This is a genomic window from Streptomyces sp. NPDC058697 (assembly GCF_042715345.1).
GTDB classification, from domain to species: domain Bacteria; phylum Actinomycetota; class Actinomycetes; order Streptomycetales; family Streptomycetaceae; genus Streptomyces; species Streptomyces liliifuscus.
In genome coordinates, this window is sequence record NZ_JBHXSU010000015.1 from 64724 (window position 1) to 81889 (window position 17166).

Below are 17166 nucleotides of genomic sequence, written 5' to 3' on the forward strand. Positions count from 1 at the left end.
ATGCCTGGACCGGGCTCGAAGGCTCAGCCGCGCTCAGCGCCTCCCTCCTTCCACGACATGTGGCGGGAGTTGCAGCCCATCGGGCGGCACCCAGACTCCGGTGGGTACCGGCGGTTCGCCTGGAGCGGGGCCGATCGGGACTGTCGGGACTGGTTCGAGGGGCAGGCCCGGGCGCGGGGGCTGAGCTATGAGCTGGACCGGAACGGGAACCAGTGGGCCTGGCTCGGGGATCCCGCCGAGGGGGACGCCGTCGTCACCGGGTCGCATCTCGACTCGGTGCCCGATGGGGGCGCCTTCGACGGTCCGCTCGGTGTCGTGTCCTCCTTCGCCGCGCTGGATGAGCTGCGGAGCAGAAACGCACGGTTCGCCAAGCCCCTCGCCATCGTGAACTTCGGTGACGAGGAAGGGGCCCGGTTCGGGCTCGCCTGTGTGGGGTCGCGGCTCGCGGCCGGGGAGCTCACCGTCGAGCAGGCACGGCAGCTCCGGGACGGTGACGGGGTCAGCCTTCCGCAGGCCATGGAGGCCGCCGGCTACGACCCGGACGCCATCGGGGCCGACCCCGAGCGCCTGGCCCGGATCGGTGCGTTCGTCGAACTGCACGTCGAGCAGGGGCGTGCCCTCGACCTCTCCGGCGACCAGGTCGGCATCGCGAGCGCCATCTGGCCGCACGGGCGGTGGCGGTTCGACTTCCGGGGCGAGGCCAACCACGCGGGGACCACCCGGCTCGTGGACCGCCGCGACCCGATGCTGTCGTACGCCGAGACCGTGCTCGCCGCCCGGCGGGAGGCGAGCCTCGCGGGTGCCGTGGCGACCTTCGGCAAGATCTCGGTCGAGCCGAACGGCGTCAACGCCATCCCCTCCCTCGTGCGCGGCTGGCTCGACTCCCGCGCCGCCGACCAGGCGACCCTCGACACGGTCGTGAGCGGCATCGAGAAGGCGGCCCGCGAGTACGCCGACGAGCACGGGGTCCAACTCGACATCGTCCGGGAGTCGTTCACCCCCGTCGTCGAGTTCGAGCACGCCCTGCGGGACGAGATCGCCCGCATCCTGGGCAGGGAGAAGGAAGCGGACCTCAAGGTCCCCGTCCTCGGAACGGGCGCGGGACACGACGCCGGGATCCTCTCCGGATCCATCCCCACCGCCATGCTGTTCGTACGCAACCCCACGGGCGTCTCGCACTCGCCGGCCGAGTACGCCGCCGAGGACGACTGCGTGGCCGGGGTGACCGCACTTGCCGACGTACTGGAAGGGCTGGCCTGCACGTGAGCGCGCGAGGCACGACCTACTGGCTGGAGCACGCCTGGCTCGACTCCTTCGTCGAGCCGGGCGTGGCCCTGGACGTGGGCGGAGACGGGCGGATCGCCGCCGTCCGCACGGGGGTCGACACCCCGCCGCCCGGCACCGAGATCCTGCGCGGGCTGACCCTTCCCGGTCTCGCCAACGCCCACAGCCACGCCTTCCACCGCGCCCTGCGCGGCACCGTCCAGGTCGGCTCCGGCACCTTCTGGACCTGGCGCGAGATCATGTACTCCTTCGCGGACCGGCTGACCCCGGACACGTACCACGCGCTCGCCCGCGCGGTGTACGCCGAGATGGCCCTCGCCGGAGTCACGGCCGTCGGTGAGTTCCACTACGTCCACCACGCGCCGGGCGGCACCTCGTACGCCGACCCGAACGCGATGGGCGAAGCCCTCGTCGAGGCCGCCGTCGAGGCGGGCATCCGCATCACCCTCCTCGACACCGCCTACCTCGCCGCCGGCCTCCTCAACAAGCGCACCGGGCAGCCCCCGAACCGGCACCAGCTGCGCTTCTCCGACGGCACCGCGGAGGCCTGGGCCGAACGCTGTTCAGTTCTCAAGGACCGGGATCACGCACGGATCGGGGCGGCCATCCACTCCGTACGGGCCGTGCCCGCGGGGCAGTTGGCGACGGTGGCGCGGTGGGCCGAGGAGCGGCGGGCCCCGCTCCATGTGCACCTGTCCGAGCAGACGGCGGAGAATGACGCCTGCCTGGAGACGCACGGCTGCACGCCGACCCGGCTGCTCGCCGACCACGGGGTGCTCGGCCCCCGCACGACGGGCGTCCACAACACCCACCTCACCGACGAGGACATCGCGCTGCTCGGCGGCTCCACGACCGGCACCTGCATGTGCCCGACCACCGAGCGCGACCTCGCCGACGGCATCGGACCGGCCGTCGCACTCCAGCGGGCGGGCTCGCCGCTGTCCCTCGGCTCCGACAGCCACGCCGTCATCGACCTGCTCGAAGAGGCACGCGCCATGGAGCTGAACGAGCGCCTGCGCACCCGCACCCGCGGCCACTGGACGGCGGCGGCGCTCCTGCGCGCCGCCTCCGCGGACGGCCACGCGGCCCTGGGCTGGGACGACGCGGGCACGCTCGAACCCGGCGCGCTCGCCGACTTCACGACGATCGCGCTCGACTCGGTCAGAACAGCGGGGCCGGTGCCGCGGCTCGGCGCCGAGACGGCCGTATTCGCGGCGACCGCGGCGGACGTGCGCCATACGGTCGTGGGCGGCCGCCATGTCGTACGCGACGGGGCCCATGCCCTCGTGCCGAACGTGCCGCAGGCCATGGCCGACGCCGTCGAAGCCCTGCGCGCCTGATCCTCGCGCCCAGCCCGAGCCCGAGCCCCGACAAGGACGCCATGAGTACTGCGAACGGCACGACGACCGTCATCACCAACATCGCCAGTCTGGTCACCAACGATCCCTCCCTCGGTGACGGGTCCCCTCTTGGTCTGATCCAGGACGCGGCCGTCGTCATCGACGGCGACCGCATCGCGTGGACCGGTGATTCAAGAGAAGCACCCGCCACTGACAATCGGGTCGACGCCGGTGGCCGCGCGGTGATCCCGGGCTTCGTCGACTCCCACTCGCACCTCGTCTTCGCGGGCGACCGCACGCAGGAGTTCAACGCCCGGATGTCCGGCCGGGCCTACAGTGCCGGCGGCATCCGTACGACCGTCGCCGCCACCCGGGCGGCGAGCGACGAGGAGCTGGAGCGCAACCTCACCCACTACCTCGCCGAGGCCCTGCGCCAGGGCACGACCACCTTCGAGACGAAGTCCGGCTACGGGCTGACGGTCGAGGACGAGGCCCGGGCCCTGCGCATCGCCTCCGCGCACACCGACGAGGTGACCTACCTCGGCGCCCACATCGTCTCCCCGGACTTCGCCGACGACCCCGCCGCGTACGTCGCGCTCGTCACCGGCGAGATGCTCGACGCCTGTGCCCCGTACGCCCGTTGGGTCGACGTCTTCTGCGAGAAGGGCGCCTTCGACGGCGACCAGGCCCGCGCGATCCTCACGGCGGGCAGGGCGAAGGGCCTGCACCCCCGCGTCCACGCCAACCAGCTCTCGTACGGTCCCGGCGTCCAACTCGCGGTCGAACTGGACGCGGCGAGCGCGGACCACTGCACCCACCTCACGGACGCGGACGTCGACGCCCTCGCGAGCGGTGACACCGTGGCGACCCTGCTCCCCGGCGCGGAGTTCTCCACCCGTGCCGAATGGCCGGATGCCCGCCGCCTCCTCGACGCGGGCGCCACCGTCGCCCTTTCCACCGACTGCAACCCGGGCTCGTCCTTCACGTCGTCCGTGCCCTTCTGCATCGCCCTGGCCGTACGGGACATGCGCATGACCCCGGACGAGGCGCTGTGGTCGGCCACCGCGGGCGGAGCCCGGGCCCTTCGCCGCACCGATGTCGGCCGCCTCACCCCGGGCGCGTACGCGGACCTCGCGTTCCTCGACGCCCCGAGCCACGTCCACCTGGCCTACCGGCCGGGCGTACCGCTGGTCGACCAGGTGTGGCGGCGGGGCGTACGCGTGGCGTGAAGCGGGCGGCCCCGGGCCACAGCGGGCCGGTCACTCAGCCCGTCTTGGCCCGGACCCCGTACATCAGCCGCCGCAGCACCGCCTCGGCCGGGCCCCTGCGCCCCGCGCGCTCCAGGGCGTACGCCCCCGCCACCGTGAGCAGCCACACGCCGACTGCGAAGAGCGCCATGGTCCAGCTGGACAGGTGCTCGCCGAGGCCGAGCCCCCAGGCGGCCAGCACCGGCGCGAAGAGCAGCGAGTGCGCGAGGTAGCAGGACAGGGACCGCTTGCCGACCGCCGACACGGCCGCGACGACCGTGGCACCGACCTCAACCCCGACACCCGTACCCGCCCCGGCCCGCGCAACCTCACCCGCACTCGCAACCTCACCCTCACCCGCACTCGCAACCTCACCCACACCCGCACCCGCCGAACCCACGCCTGCGCCCGCGCTCGCAGCACCCGTACTCGCGTCAGCACGCGCCCCCGCCCCCACGCGCGCCCCTCGGCCGCTCCACCAACGCACGAAGAGCGCCACGGCCGCCACGTAACCGAGCCCCGCGGCGTTGCCCGTGACGTCCCGGAGCAGCGTGAGCGCCCCCTCCTCGCTCTGTGCGTCGGCCGGTACGTCCAGGGCGCCGATGTGGGCGAGCGCGGCGGGCAGCGCGCCGAGCCAGCCGACCGCGATGCCGATGACGGCCGTACGGCGCAACAGGGTCCGGTGGCGTCCGGGCTCCTCCAGGACACGGCGGCGGGCCGCCCAGAAGCCGAGCAGGAAGACGACGTACCCGCCGCCGACCAGTGCCAGCGCGGAGGCCAGGAACGTGACGAACAGGCCGGTCTCCAGCCGGGTCCCGGCCGCCGTGAGCCAGTTCCCCTCCTGTGCCGCGTACGCCATGAAGCCGGGCTCCGCGCCCGCGTCCCCGAGGGTGCCCAACTCGCCCCGGAGCAGGGCCGACACGACGGGCTGGGCCGCGAAGAACACGATCAGCACGGCGCCGGCGCAGATCCACCGCTTCAGCGCGCGCTCGCTGCGCCGCAGGAAGACCAGGCCGAGGACGAGACTCAGCACTCCGTAGTAGCCGACGATGTCGCCCGCCATCAGCAGGCTGGAGTGCAGGAGCCCGATGACGATCAGCCACAGACTGCGCCTGCGCAGGATCCTGGCGGCGCCCCGCTCCGAGTTGCCGGCGGCGGTCTGCCGGAGGAAGAGCTGCATCATCCCGTAGCCGAAGAGGAACGCGAAGAGCGGATAGACCCGCAGGTCCAGCACGATGATCATGGTGAACTGCACCGCGTGGTCGAACCATGAGCCGTCCGCGGGCTGCCAGCCCGAGGGTCCGCGCCTGGCGGCCCAGAGGTGGAAGGCGGTGTTGGACAGAACGATGAGCAACAGCATGATCCCGCGTGCGAGGTCGGGTGCGAGCGCCCGCTCCTCGGCCCGCACGCCCCCGCGCCGCACCGGCGTCTCTTCGCTCGTGATCGTCATGACCCCAAGCTAGGAAGGGCGTGACCTGCGCGATATCGGCCGGCGGTCCAGCACCGGCCGACCAAGGGATGACATCGGGTCGGGGACCCGCGACCAAAGTCGCTACGAAGGCCCCGCCCCCGCCCGCCACAGCTGTTCCGTCCGTCCCGTGTCCGGGGCCAGGTCCAGGCCGTCGTCGCCGTACGGAGTCAGCGCGTGGTCCGGGGCGACGGCCGGGCGGATCGCGCCGTCGGCGGACACCGCGAACCGCAGGTTCACGGCGTTGCGGCCGCCGAGCGAGTCGCACTCCCAGATGCCCACGCCGTCGTCGGTCGCGCCGCGGCTGTCCAGACAGAAGTCGGGGTCCGCGTACGACTGCAGCGCGCCCCGGTCCGCGTCGACGCGCCAGCGCTGGGTGCCGGACGAGGAGCAGGGGGCCGTGACGACGTCCGTGCCCTTCTCCATGTCGCCGTCCCGGATGTCCAGACAGCGGCCGGTGGAGCGGTTCACGACCTGGGCGTAACTGCCGTTCGGAGGCGGCGCCGGGGCGGACGGCGGGCCGGACGTCGGGTGGGACGGGCTCGGGGACGCCGACTTCGACGGGCGTGAACTCCTGGTCGGGGAAGGGGGCTTGGTGCTGCCCGTGGGGGACGCGGACGGTGCCGTCGGGACCGTGGCCGTCACCGTGACCGCCGGCGGGGGCACCGGATTCCCCGCGCTCCCCGCCGTGTCGGGCCCTGAGCCGCCCGAGGTGAGGAGGAAGAGCACCAGCGGGGCCAGGGCGACCCCGAGCGCCGCGGAGGCCAGCACGAGGCGACGGGAGGGCGGCCAGGCCGCCAGGGACCCCCAAGTGGCCGACTCCGTCTGCGCGGTGGCGCGCGAGCGGGCCGCCGCACCCGTGGCGTACGCCGTGCCGCCCCACGGCAGCAGACCCTCGGCCAGGCCCGTGTGCGGGTCGTCCCGCAGCGCGGACAACTCCTCGTACGCGGTGGCGCAGTGCGCGCACTCGGCCATGTGGGCGCGCAGATCCGCGCTGTGGCGGGGGCTGTCGGGGCGTACCGACTCCTCGATCAGCCGGCGGAAGTCCTGGCAGCGCGGATCGCCGGAGGCGGCGAGGTGGCTCTTCAGGAAGGACGCGCGCAGGGCCTGGAGCGCCGGCTCCGTCCCGTACGTCACGTCCTCGCGGGTCAGTCCCAGCAGGCCTGCCGTGCTCTCCTCGGGCTCCTGTTCCACGATCCCGTACCAGGCGAGGCACTGGACCCGGGAGGGGAGCGACCGGAACGCGTCGAGCAGCGGAGGCGTCGGGCCCTCGGGACCGGCCGTGCGCAGCCGCGCGAGCAGTCCGGGGTCGAGGCGGTCGGCCCGTTCGTCCCCGGTCCAGGTGACGGCCACCCGCCCCGCCAGCAGCAGGAGTTGGTGCCGCCAGGGGCCGCCCGGGTCGGTGCCGCGCGCGGTCTCCTGGGCCGCCAGGGCGAACGCCCGGTCCGTCAGCTGCCGCGCCGCGGATTCGGCGGTGGTGCACAGACGGGCGTACGCGAGGACCGCCGGCCGGTGGCGCACGCGCAGTTCGCGCAGTGCCGCGTACGCGGTCTTGGTGTCCGCGCGCAGCAGTTCGGTGAGCCGCGCGTCGGCCGCACCCGCGTGCACGCCGGCCGCGCCCCCGGCCCCGCCTCCGTTCCCGGCATCACCGCCGGCCCCGTGCCCCTCGCCCTCGCCCCGACCCATCCACGTGCCTCCCTGGACCCCCGCGCCTCACCCGCCGGACAACTGACATACCAGCCAGTTTGGCGGGTGACCATAGTGATGGAAGGCGACCAGTGAAGAAAGGGGTTCCCGTGGGTAACTCGGGGGATACGAGGGCACGGACCCGCGTGACCCGTGGACAACGCACTCGGGGCCGGGCCGGATGATCCGGCCCGGCCCCGAGCGCACACCTACGCGCCTGGTGCGCCGGTACGACCACAGACCCTGCGCGGCCGTGCGGTGGAGGTGGCGACGGCGACCGTCACTCCTCGACGGTCAGTCCCCTGCGCAGCCGCACCAGCGTCCGCGAGAGCAGCCGCGAGACGTGCATCTGCGAGATGCCGAGTTCGTCACCGATCTCGGACTGGGTCATGTTGGCGACGAACCGCAGGGACAGGATCTGCCGGTCGCGCGGCGGGAGTTCGGCGATCAGCGGCTTCAACGACTCGACGTACTCGATGCCTTCGAGCCCGTGGTCCTCGTAACCGATCCGGTCCGCCAGCGCGCCCTCGGAGTCGTCCTCCTCGGGCTGGGCGTCGAGCGAGCTCGCCGTATAGGCGTTCGACGCGGCCATGCCCTCGACGACCTCGTCGTTCGACAGCCCCAGACGCTCCGCCAGCTCTCCCACCGTCGGAGCGCGGTCCAATTGCTGCGCGAGTTCGTCGCCCGCCTTGGCCAGGTCGAGGCGGAGTTCCTGCAGTCGGCGCGGCACCCGCACGGACCATGAGGTGTCGCGGAAGAAGCGCTTGATCTCGCCGACGATGGTCGGCATCGCGAAGGTCGGGAACTCGACGCCACGGCTGAGCTCGAAGCGGTCGATCGCCTTGATCAGGCCGATCGTGCCGACCTGGATGATGTCCTCCATCGGCTCACTGCGGGAGCGGAACCGGGAGGCCGCGAACTTCACCAGGGCGAGATTGAGTTCGACCAGGGTGTTGCGTACGTACGAGTACTCGTGGGTGCCTTCTTCCAGCGACTCCAGCCGCTGGAAGAGGGTCTTGGACAGGGCCCGTGCGTCCACTGGCCCGACCTCGTCGAAAGGCGGGATCTCCGGAAGTCCGGCGAGGCCGGCGTTCTCGTCGGCGGACTCGTCTTCCAGTCGTTCCAGAGGGGGTGTCGACGTCGCCCTCTGGGGCTGCGATGCGTCGAGCCGGGGTGACATGGTGTCCTCCATCGTTCTCGGCATATGGCTGCCGATGCCAATACGTGCACTGCGGTGTGCGGCGCCTCCAAAGCCGGCCGTCTCGAAAACTGTCTCTACTAGCCCTACCCGCTTTCGCGACTCTCCCGCAAGTGTGTTTCATTGCTAAATGTCCGTTTCTTGGCGGTTGTTCGGGTGTTGGAGGGTGCAAGGAAGGCGTAGGGTTCGAGGGCGTATCAACAGCCACGACGCTCGGAAGTGAGACACGGCATGGACCGCGGGACGGTCGGCAGCGCACAGTCGGGCCGGCTTCTGGTCGAGGTGCGGGAAGAGGGCGCCAGCGCCGTCGTGACCCCGGCCGGTGAGTTGGATCACCATACGGCGGATCTACTGCGCGAACCGATCGAGGAATGCCTCGATCGCGGGTTCGCGCGCCTCGTCGTGGACTGCTCGCAGTTGGAGTTCTGCGACTCCACGGGGCTGAACGTGCTGCTCGGCGCCCGGCTGAAGGCCGAGGCCGCGGGCGGCGGGGTCCATTTGGCGGGCATGCTGCCGGTGGTGTCCCGGGTCTTCGAGATCACCGGGGCGGAAGCCGTCTTCACCCTCCACGACACGCTCGAAGAGGCTCTGGCCGAGCCCGGGTCCGATGGATCCGAGGCCGGAAAACCCGGGCCCGATCGTGGCGACCAGTCGCCCTGAGGCGCTCTTCTGGGGCAAAGTTATGCCTCGGTTGTGTCCGTGTGATCAGCGCGTTACCAGAGTCACAGCATCCGTGCCGAATAAGTGGGTGTTCTGACGGTTCGGTCGGGCAGGAGACATCCTGAATATGTCAACAGACCGAACGGCAAGCGCGCGGCAGTCCCCGGACGACTCCCGGATCCCGAATGTCCCTGAGCTTTCCGAATGTCCTGAATGTACTGAGTGCTGAGTCTTGAATCGTGAACTGGTGAATCGGTGAGGTGAAGCGCTGATGAGCACCACCCGGCCTTACCCGCCGGGCGACCGCGGCCCGGAACCGGGCGACGGCGGCGCTTCCGGGACGCCCCCGGGCGGTACGCCCGTCGTGCGTCGGGCCCGTCGGCTGAACTTCGACGGCGCGAGCGGGGTCGTCCCGCTCGCCCGCGACTTCGCCCGTCAGGCGTTGTACGAGTGGGGCTGGCTGCCCGCGGCCGGCGCCGACCAGCGGGCCGCAGCGGAGGACGTCCTGCTGGTCGTCTCCGAGCTGGTCACGAACGCCTGTCTGCATGCCGAGGGCCCGGACGAGCTCTCGATCGCCTGCGAGAACAAGGTGCTCCGGGTCGAGGTCTCCGACCGGGGGGCGGGCCAGCCGGCTCCGCGCACGCCGCACCGGGCCGGGCGGCCCGGTGGGCACGGGATGTTCATCGTGCAGCGGCTGTGTCTGGACTGGGGTGTGATCCGTACGAACGGGGTTGCGGGCAAGACGGTCTGGGCGGAGCTTGGGGCGCCGGCTTAGCGCTCGGCTGGGTCTGGCTGTTTGGCGTGGCCTGCGGGTTTCTTCGTCTGCGGGTCCGTTGTGGCTTGTCGCGCAGTTCCCCGCGCCCCTTTCAGGGGCGCCTACCCCTGGGTGTCTCTTGGGTTACCCGTGGTTCGGGTGCTTGCCCTTTCCTCACTTGATGCGCGTTGGATCCCCACGGATCCGGCGCGCATTTTGTCTTCCCTCGGCAAGGCGCCGGGCGTACCTTGACGGCCGATCTGATGTGCCGTCAGGAACGCCATCAGGAAAGCCTTCAGGAATGAGGGGACCGTGTCATACCGGATGTACCCGAAACGAACCGCCGCGCTCGCGTCCGCCGCGGCTCTGGCCGGCTCGGCGGTGCTGATGGCCGCCCCCGCTGCCCGGGCCGACGTGGTGGACGTCAACTACCAGTGCAAGACACCCATCGGTGACAAATCCGCCGTCTCGCCCATCGACATCAAGGGCGTCAAGAGCGGCAGCGGCTACCAGATCACGATGACCTTCGAGAAGGGCGTCTCGTCCAGCCCCGTCGACCTGGGCAAGGGCGCGATGAACCCGAGCGCCGTCATCAAGCTGGGCGGCGCCGAGACCGGCACCCTGGCGGTCAAGGGACCCGCCAACCCGGAGACCGTGCCCGCCAACACCCCGATCAAGATCACCGACCTCACGGGCACGTACACCCCGAAGGAGTCCGGCAAGGTCACCTTCACGCCGGGTGTGCTGACCATCAAGGCCCTCGGTACGACGACCACGTGCACGCCCTCCAACAGCCCGAAGGTCTCGCTGACCCTGGACGTCACGGCGGCCGGCGGCGGGACGACGGGAACGACGGGCTCCTCGCAGGACGCCCCCGCGGGCGGCGAGGAACTCCCGCAGACCGGCCCCGAGGACTCCGCGATCGCCCTCGGCACGCTCGGCGGCACGGTGCTGCTGGCGGGCGCGGCCGGAGTGCTGTGGCTGACCCGGAGGAACCAGGCCCACCGCTGACCCGTACGTCTCGTACACCTTGCGCGACCCGCACGTCCGGCACGACCCGCACGACCCGTACGCCATCCGGAGCCGCCGATGCCGTTCGTACCGTCGCCCGCTGCCCGTGTTCTCTGTCTCGCCGCCGTCGTGCTTCTGGCCGTCGCTCCCACCGCCGCGGCCGACGGCGGCTGGTCCGTCGTGCCGTCGGCGGGCGGGCGGGACGCACGGCCGTACTTCTACGCGGAGGGCGCGCCCGGCACGGTCCTTCAGGACACCGTGTCGGTGCTCAATCCGGGCGGGAAGCCGCTCACCGTACGGCTCCGGGGCGCGGACGCCGACAACACGAGGAGCGGCGGATTCTCCGTGCGGACCAGGGCGAGGGACACCGGTGCCTGGATCACCTTCGCCGAGCGGACGGTGCGGATCCCGGCACGTACCCGCGCGGACGTGCCGTTCACCGTGAGCGTCCCGGCGGGCGCCACGCCCGGCGACCACCCCGGCGCGATCGTCGCGAGCGCCACCGGCCGGACCGCGGCCGTACGCGTCCATCTGCGGGTCGCGGGCCCCACCCTCGCCGCGCTCACCGTCGAGCACGTACGGGTCGCCGGCGGGCGCATCTCGTACGAACTGGTCAACCGCGGCACCACCGTGCTGACCCCGAAACTCGCCGTACGCGCCGAGGGGCTCTTCGGCGAGGTGCTGGACCGGGCCCCGCGCACGCTGCCCGTCGAACTGCTCCCCGGGCGCCGGGTCGCGCTCACCGAACCCTGGCCCGACCCGCCCGCGATCGGCTCCGTCGACGTCGAGGTCACGGTCACCGCGGCGGGCGGGGCCCACGACGAGGCGGGCGCTTCGGCGCGGTTCGTGCCGTGGGGAGCGGTGGCGGGCACGGCGGCCGGGCTCGCGGTGTGCGCCGCCGGCGGCCACTGGTTCGTACGACGTCGTAGGCGGCCGCGGGAGACACCGGACGCCGGACAGCCGCGTACGGAAGCCGAGTTGACGGGAGCGGTGACGTGAGCGCTAAAACAGGGGTGCGGATACGGGCGGTTGTCGTGGTGCTCGCGCTCGTGCTGTTCCCCATGGCGGGGGCGACCGCCTCGGCGGCGGAGAAACCTGTGGTCAAGCTGTCCAAGTCCCAGGCGGGGACGGGCGGTTCGATCACCGTGAGCGGTACGGGGTGGCGGCCGGACGCGCTGCTGATGATGCTGATCTGCGGGCAGTCCTCGACCGACCGGGGCGTCATCGGCGGGACCAACTCCTGTGCCAACGCGGACGGCCGGGCCGTCACCACCGACGCGAAGGGCGCCTTCAGCAAGAAGCTGCCGGTCGCCGAGCCGCCCAAGCCGTGCCCCTGTGTGGTGCACGTGGCGACGGTCACCGGGGAGAAGGCGGAGGCGGACGCCCCGTTCCTGGTCGCCGGACACGACGTCGAGCCGCTGCCCAAGCAGGACAGCGGCGGACGGCTCTCGGTGCTCACCGACACCCGGCTCGACGGGTCGAGCGGCCTGCTCACCTGGTTCGGCGCGCCGCCGTCCCGCAAGCTCGTCTTCACCGTCGGCAACGTCGGCACCACCGCCGTCAAGAACCCCGTGTTCCAGGTCGGCACCTCCCACGGTGTGTTCGCCCCGCAGTGGGAGGAACAGCAGTGGCGCGGCACCATCGGGCCCGGCGAGAAGGAACGGATCACCCTGCCGGTCGAGCTGACCGCCGGCGCGCACGGCGACTACACCGTCTCGCTCAAGTTCGGCGGCAAAGTCCTCGCCGAGCAGCCGTGGGGCGTGGGGCGCCCCTGGGGCGTGACGCTCTTCTGGATCCTGGTCTGTGTCGTCGTACCGGCCGCGCTCTTCCGGATCGGGATGGCCGTGGTCGACCGGATGCGGCCGCGTGGCTCCTCCGGACGTGCAGGTCGCTCCGGCGCGGGCCGGGGCGGGCGTGCGGGGCGTCCCGGCCGCGGTGCGCACGGTGTGCGGCGCGGCGGGCTCCGGCTGCCCGAAGTCACCCTGCGGATGCCGAAGTTGAGCCTCACGCCGGCTTCCTCCGAGGAGTCGGAGGCCGACACCACGACGCGTACGCGATCCCGTACGAACCCGACCCTGCCCTGGTTCACCCCGGACACCGATCCGGGGGCGGCCGAGGCCGATCCGCTCTCCGCACCGCACGAGAACAGTCCGACGACCCCCACCAGGAAGGGAAACACGTGAGCACGCAACGGAGAGTCCGGCCGGGGCCGAGACGGCCCAGAGGCAGCCGGAGAGCGGGCGCGGCAGGGGTCGCGATGATGCTCGGCGGTGCGGGAGTCCTGCTGGGCGTGGCCGCGGCACCGGCCCAGGCCGCCGAGGTGTCCTACGCGACCGACTGCGTACCGCCTCCGGCCGCCGGGCTGCCGACGGTCAAGGGCACCACCAAGGTGGAGGTCACCGCGCCTGCCACGGCGAAGGTCGGTGACGAGGTCGAGGTGGTCTGGAAGTTCACGCAGGCCGCGTCGAAGAACCCCGACCTCATCGATCTGCCCGCGAACTCGGTCCAGCCGTCCGGCACCCTCAAGGCGGCCGGCGCGCAGGCCGCGTCCATCGCGATGCAGGGGCCGCGCGAGAACCCGGCGATTCCCAAGGGCGGGGCGATGGTCCTGTCCGACATGAAGGGCAAACTGAAACTGACCACGGCGGGCGAGGTGACGCTGACGCCCGACGCGTACGCCATCAACGCCTTCTCGACGGACACGAAGTGCACGCCGACGGAGACGGTGAAGCCCGCGGCGACGATCAACGTCACGGCGGGGGAGGGGACTTCGCCTCCCGCGACGCCCGGTCCCACCGACCCGACCAGCCCGCCGCCGACGAGCGGCGAGCCGGCCCCGACCGAGGGCGAGACCGGGGGCAGCGACACGGGCGGTACCACCGGTGGCGGCGGTGAGACCGACTTCACCGGCAAGGAGGTCAAGATCCCCTACGCGTGCAAGACGCCGATCGGCGACAAGAACGCGACCTCACCGGTGCAGATCAACGCCAAGAAGGACGGCGGGAGTTACGACCTCACCGTCCAGTTCAAGGGGTCCGTGATGGACAGCCCCGCCGACATCCCGGCGGACTCGGTCAAGCCGTCGATGGAGGTCGTGCTCGGCGGTGCCGACAAGGGCACGGTCCATGTCGAGGGGCCGACGAACCCCGAGGCGATCAAGTCCGGGGATCCGATGGTGATCTCCGACATGACCGGCACGTACAAGCCGGGCGCCGACGGGGAGTCGACGCTCTCGCCGGGTGTGCTGACGGTGAACGCGCTCGGGACGACCACGACGTGTACGCCGGAGAAGTCCGAGGTGTCCTTGACGCTGGACACGTCGGCGCAGCCCGGGGGTGCCGCGGGCGGGAGTGGCTCCGCCGGGGGAACCGGTACGTCGGGTGCCGGTGGGTCCGGTGACTCCGGCGGCGGGCTGGCCGACACGGGGGCCGATGACAGCGGAGGACTGCGGGCGCTCGGGTTTGTTGCCGGGACCGCGATTCTGCTTGGCGGGGCCGTGTTCACGTTCATGCCTCGGCGGCGGGCTTCGCGGCGAGCGTCGTAGGGGAGCGTCGCCGTTCGGGGGCTGCGGGTCCGTCGTGGCTGGTCGCGCAGTTCCCCGCGCCCCTAAAAGACTGCGCAGTTCCCCGCGCCCCTGATCAGGGGCGCGGGGAACTGCGCGATCAGCCACGATGCACCCGCGGTGGACGTACCCGAACTCGGCGGAGCGTCTAGCGGACGTCGCCCATCAAGGACTTGACCTTGTTGCGGTACATGTAGACCGCGATGCCCGCGATCACGGCGAGGGTGGCCTCCATGGCGACCACGCCCATGCCGTTGAGGTCGACGCCCGCGATGGAGAGCAGGCCCGTCGTGGCGTCGCCGGCGGTGACGGCGAGGAACCAGACGCCCATCATCTGGGAGGCGTACTTCGCGGGAGCCATCTTCGTGGTGACGGAGAGGCCGACCGGGGAGACGGTCAGTTCGCCGACGGTCTGGACGAAGTAGATGGCGACCAGCCACATCGCGGCGGCCTTGTGACCGCCCTCGGCGATCGACAGAGGAGCCAGGAAGAGGAAGAACGACGCGCCGACCAGGACCAGACCCGAGGAGAACTTCACGATCGTGCTCGGCTCCCTGCCGGCGCGGTTCAGCGCCAGCCAGGCCCAGGCGAAGACCGGGGCGAGGGCCATGATCAGCACCGGGTTCACCGACTGGTACCAGGAGACCGGGAACTCCCAGCCGAACACGGTGTTCTCGGCCGACGACTCGGCGAAGATCGACAGCGTGGAGCCGCCCTGGTCGTAGATCATCCAGAAGACGGCCGCGGCGATGAAGAACCAGATGTACGCGGACATCTTCGACTGCTCGACACGGTCCAGGGACTTGTCCCGCTTGATACGGGCGATGACCCAGACCGGGATGACCAGGCCGAGGACCGTCAGCGGAACCAGGATCCAGTTCAGCGTGTAGTGGCCGGAGAAGCCGACGACGGAGTAGAAGACCGCGGCGACGGCCAGCCACAGCAGACCCTTGCGCAGCGTCGAGGCCTTCTCCGCGGCGGACAGCGGCGTCGGGACGACGTCGGAGCGCGTGTCGAGGTGGCGGCGGCCGATCAGGAACTGGGCCAGACCCAGCGCCATGCCGAGCGCGGCGAGCGCGAAGCCCAGGTGCCAGTTGACGTTCTCGCCGATGGTGCCGATGACCAGCGGTGCGGCGAACGCGCCGACGTTGATGCCGATGTAGAAGACGGTGAAACCGCCGTCACGGCGCGGGTCGTCCGGACCGTCGTAGAGGTGGCCGACCATCGTCGAGATGTTGGCCTTCAGCAGACCGGAGCCGATCGCGACGAGACCGAGGCCGGCGTAGAACGTGCCGGACGAGGGCAGCGCCAGCGTCAGGTGGCCGAGCATGATGACGAGGCCGGCGACGGCGACGGTCTTGCGGGGGCCGAGCACGCGGTCCGCGAACCAGCCGCCGGGGAGGGCGAGCAGGTACACGAGCGACAGGTACACCGAGTAGATCGCGGTCGCGGCGGTCGCGCTCAGGTGCAGGCCGCCGGGTGCGACCAGGTACAGCGGGAGGAGAGCCCTCATGCCGTAGTAGGAGAAACGCTCCCACATCTCGGTCATGAAGAGAGTGGCCAGTCCGCGGGGGTGGCCGAAGAAGGTCTTCTCGGAACCGGGGGTGCCCGGAGAGACCGAGTCCTTCGTCAGGCTGGACGCCATGGTCGTTCCTTGCTGGTCGGGACGCGCTGCAGAGCGTCGCGCGCCCGGTGGGGGAGGCGGCCGGCACCGGCGGGGAGGGCCGTCCCGCCCCACGCCCACGGGGAGTCCGCTCCGGGTCGTCGGAGCGGCGGACGGCGACCACCGGGATCCACGCCCCGCACGCGTCCTCGCGCTCGGGGCCCGGCCACAGGTCATTCCTTTCAAGGCTGGTAGACACCAGCCCGCACACAAAAGAGACCTTCGGCGTCAAGCTCCCGCCAAAGGTCCCTGCGTGGTGCTACAGGCGTCTGGTCACCATAAGGCCACACCGCATGGCATTGCCGCATATGACATGACTTGAGAGATGGATCACAGGTATGGATGGAACTATGCGCCTGAATCGAAGGCCGTTCATAGATTTACATCCCTAACCCACAGGGTTGCACCTCCCGCCCGATGCGGGCGAATCACAGGCGTCGATCACCCTGTCTGCACTGGTCCGCAGCGGACTACCATCAGTTCATGACCCGAGTACTGCTCGCCGAGGACGACGCGTCCATCTCGGAACCCCTGGCCCGCGCCCTGCGCCGGGAGGGGTACGAGGTTGAGGTACGCGAGGACGGCCCCACCGCGCTCGACGCCGGCATCCAGGGCGGCATCGATCTGTGTGTGCTCGACCTCGGGCTGCCCGGCATGGACGGCCTGGAGGTCGCCCGGCGGCTGCGCGCCGAGGGGCACACCGTGCCGATCCTCATCCTGACCGCGCGTGCCGACGAGGTGGACACGGTCGTCGGCCTGGACGCGGGCGCCGACGACTACGTCACCAAGCCGTTCCGCCTCGCCGAGCTGCTGGCCCGCGTCCGGGCCCTGCTGCGGCGCGGCGCGGCCGAGCCCCAGCAGCCGCCCGCCACGCACGGTGTGCGCATCGACGTCGAGTCGCACCGGGCCTGGATGGGCGACGAGGAGCTCCAGCTCACCGCCAAGGAGTTCGACCTGCTGCGGGTTCTCGTCCGGGATGCCGGGCGGGTCGTCACGCGTGACCAGCTCATGCGTGAGGTGTGGGACACGACGTGGTGGTCGTCCACGAAGACCCTCGACATGCATATCTCGTGGCTGCGGAAGAAGCTGGGCGACGACGCGGCGAACCCGCGGTACATCGCGACGGTACGGGGTGTCGGGTTCCGCTTCGAGAAGAGCTAGCTCGTTGCTGTCGGGCTGCGCCTCATCGCCGTTGTGGCGCCGGTGAGTGCGCGGCCGCGGGTCGTGTGTGGCTGGTCGCGCCCACGCGGCGGAGCCGCAGAGTGTGACGGTCCCGCGCCCCTTGCGGGGTGT

At 71.4% G+C, this 17166-nt stretch carries 14 protein-coding genes; 10 read left to right on the plus strand and 4 right to left on the minus strand.

Going from position 1 to position 17166, the window contains the following annotated elements; translation table 11 throughout:
* From ACFWXQ_RS30275 to hutI, 3 genes are read left to right on the plus strand one after another with little or no spacing between them, the layout of a single operon-like run.
* Window positions 1-1266: an allantoate amidohydrolase gene (locus ACFWXQ_RS30275; protein WP_383946067.1), complete on the plus strand. Its 1266-nt coding sequence runs from the start codon at window positions 1-3 to the stop codon at window positions 1264-1266.
* Complete coding sequence (locus ACFWXQ_RS30280) at window positions 1263-2624, plus strand: formimidoylglutamate deiminase (RefSeq protein ID WP_383946065.1); 1362 nt, start codon at window positions 1263-1265, stop codon at window positions 2622-2624. The genes ACFWXQ_RS30275 and ACFWXQ_RS30280 overlap by 4 nt, the downstream gene beginning before the upstream one ends.
* 41 nt (window positions 2625-2665) lie before the next feature.
* A complete protein-coding gene (gene hutI, locus ACFWXQ_RS30285; protein WP_383946062.1) occupies window positions 2666-3853 on the plus strand; it encodes an imidazolonepropionase in 1188 nt (395 codons plus the stop codon).
* A 34-nt stretch (window positions 3854-3887) separates the two neighbouring features.
* On the opposite strand, the gene ACFWXQ_RS30290 is transcribed toward hutI, so the two are convergent.
* The 3 genes from ACFWXQ_RS30290 to ACFWXQ_RS30300 all read right to left on the minus strand — a co-directional run bounded on the left by ACFWXQ_RS30290 (window position 3888) and on the right by ACFWXQ_RS30300 (window position 8205).
* Window positions 3888-5321 (minus strand): DUF418 domain-containing protein, encoded by a 1434-nt coding sequence (locus ACFWXQ_RS30290; protein ID WP_383946059.1) that lies wholly within the window; start codon window positions 5319-5321, stop codon window positions 3888-3890.
* A 102-nt stretch (window positions 5322-5423) separates the two neighbouring features.
* The gene (locus tag ACFWXQ_RS30295; protein WP_383946056.1) at window positions 5424-7025 is read right to left on the minus strand and encodes a ricin-type beta-trefoil lectin domain protein; all 1602 of its coding nucleotides are present in this window, start codon (window positions 7023-7025) and stop codon (window positions 5424-5426) included.
* A 280-nt stretch (window positions 7026-7305) separates the two neighbouring features.
* Complete coding sequence (locus ACFWXQ_RS30300; RefSeq protein WP_383946053.1) at window positions 7306-8205, minus strand: RNA polymerase sigma factor SigF; 900 nt, start codon at window positions 8203-8205, stop codon at window positions 7306-7308.
* Between the two features lie 249 nt (window positions 8206-8454).
* Here ACFWXQ_RS30300 and ACFWXQ_RS30305 point away from each other — a divergent pair, with 249 nt between their 5' ends.
* The 6 genes from ACFWXQ_RS30305 (at window position 8455) to ACFWXQ_RS30330 (ending at window position 14192) form a co-directional block, all read left to right on the plus strand.
* Window positions 8455-8883, plus strand: a complete 429-nt coding sequence (locus ACFWXQ_RS30305) for an STAS domain-containing protein (protein WP_383946050.1) — start codon at window positions 8455-8457, stop codon at window positions 8881-8883.
* A gap of 271 nt (window positions 8884-9154) precedes the next feature.
* A complete protein-coding gene (locus ACFWXQ_RS30310) occupies window positions 9155-9658 on the plus strand; it encodes an ATP-binding protein (protein WP_383946047.1) in 504 nt (167 codons plus the stop codon).
* Between the two features lie 303 nt (window positions 9659-9961).
* A complete protein-coding gene (locus ACFWXQ_RS30315; RefSeq protein WP_383946102.1) occupies window positions 9962-10648 on the plus strand; it encodes an LPXTG cell wall anchor domain-containing protein in 687 nt (228 codons plus the stop codon).
* 78 nt (window positions 10649-10726) lie between these two features.
* Window positions 10727-11647, plus strand: a complete 921-nt coding sequence (locus ACFWXQ_RS30320; RefSeq protein ID WP_383946044.1) for a hypothetical protein — start codon at window positions 10727-10729, stop codon at window positions 11645-11647.
* A gap of 62 nt (window positions 11648-11709) precedes the next feature.
* On the plus strand, window positions 11710-12831 hold the full coding sequence (locus ACFWXQ_RS30325; protein ID WP_383946099.1) for a neocarzinostatin apoprotein domain-containing protein: 1122 nt from the start codon (window positions 11710-11712) through the stop codon (window positions 12829-12831).
* Between the two features lie 77 nt (window positions 12832-12908).
* The gene (locus tag ACFWXQ_RS30330) at window positions 12909-14192 is read left to right on the plus strand and encodes a hypothetical protein (RefSeq protein ID WP_383946096.1); all 1284 of its coding nucleotides are present in this window, start codon (window positions 12909-12911) and stop codon (window positions 14190-14192) included.
* 166 nt (window positions 14193-14358) lie between these two features.
* Here ACFWXQ_RS30330 and ACFWXQ_RS30335 read toward each other — a convergent pair whose 3' ends face one another.
* Window positions 14359-15855: an oligopeptide:H+ symporter gene (locus ACFWXQ_RS30335; RefSeq protein WP_383954178.1), complete on the minus strand. Its 1497-nt coding sequence runs from the start codon at window positions 15853-15855 to the stop codon at window positions 14359-14361.
* Window positions 15856-16356: 501 nt separating this feature from the next.
* Here ACFWXQ_RS30335 and ACFWXQ_RS30340 point away from each other — a divergent pair.
* Entirely contained in the window at window positions 16357-17034 is a 678-nt protein-coding gene (locus ACFWXQ_RS30340) for a response regulator transcription factor (protein WP_037748267.1), read from the plus strand.
* Window positions 17035-17166: the final 132 nt, after the last annotated feature.

Excerpts from the sequence above, each read along its gene's own strand:
- ACFWXQ_RS30325 (WP_383946099.1), top strand. The coding sequence starts at position 11,710 with ATGGCGGGGGCGACCGCCTCGGCGGCGGAGAAACCTGTGGTCAAGCTG.
- ACFWXQ_RS30300 (WP_383946053.1), bottom strand. The coding sequence starts at position 8,205 with ATGTCACCCCGGCTCGACGCATCGCAGCCCCAGAGGGCGACGTCGACA.
- ACFWXQ_RS30305 (WP_383946050.1), top strand. The coding sequence starts at position 8,455 with ATGGACCGCGGGACGGTCGGCAGCGCACAGTCGGGCCGGCTTCTGGTC.
- ACFWXQ_RS30295 (WP_383946056.1), bottom strand. The coding sequence starts at position 7,025 with ATGGGTCGGGGCGAGGGCGAGGGGCACGGGGCCGGCGGTGATGCCGGG.
- hutI (WP_383946062.1), top strand. The coding sequence starts at position 2,666 with ATGAGTACTGCGAACGGCACGACGACCGTCATCACCAACATCGCCAGT.
- ACFWXQ_RS30315 (WP_383946102.1), top strand. The coding sequence starts at position 9,962 with ATGTACCCGAAACGAACCGCCGCGCTCGCGTCCGCCGCGGCTCTGGCC.
- ACFWXQ_RS30335 (WP_383954178.1), bottom strand. The coding sequence starts at position 15,855 with ATGGCGTCCAGCCTGACGAAGGACTCGGTCTCTCCGGGCACCCCCGGT.
- ACFWXQ_RS30340 (WP_037748267.1), top strand. The coding sequence starts at position 16,357 with ATGACCCGAGTACTGCTCGCCGAGGACGACGCGTCCATCTCGGAACCC.
- ACFWXQ_RS30275 (WP_383946067.1), top strand. The coding sequence starts at position 1 with ATGCCTGGACCGGGCTCGAAGGCTCAGCCGCGCTCAGCGCCTCCCTCC.
- ACFWXQ_RS30320 (WP_383946044.1), top strand. The coding sequence starts at position 10,727 with ATGCCGTTCGTACCGTCGCCCGCTGCCCGTGTTCTCTGTCTCGCCGCC.
- ACFWXQ_RS30290 (WP_383946059.1), bottom strand. The coding sequence starts at position 5,321 with ATGACGATCACGAGCGAAGAGACGCCGGTGCGGCGCGGGGGCGTGCGG.
- ACFWXQ_RS30310 (WP_383946047.1), top strand. The coding sequence starts at position 9,155 with ATGAGCACCACCCGGCCTTACCCGCCGGGCGACCGCGGCCCGGAACCG.
- ACFWXQ_RS30330 (WP_383946096.1), top strand. The coding sequence starts at position 12,909 with ATGCTCGGCGGTGCGGGAGTCCTGCTGGGCGTGGCCGCGGCACCGGCC.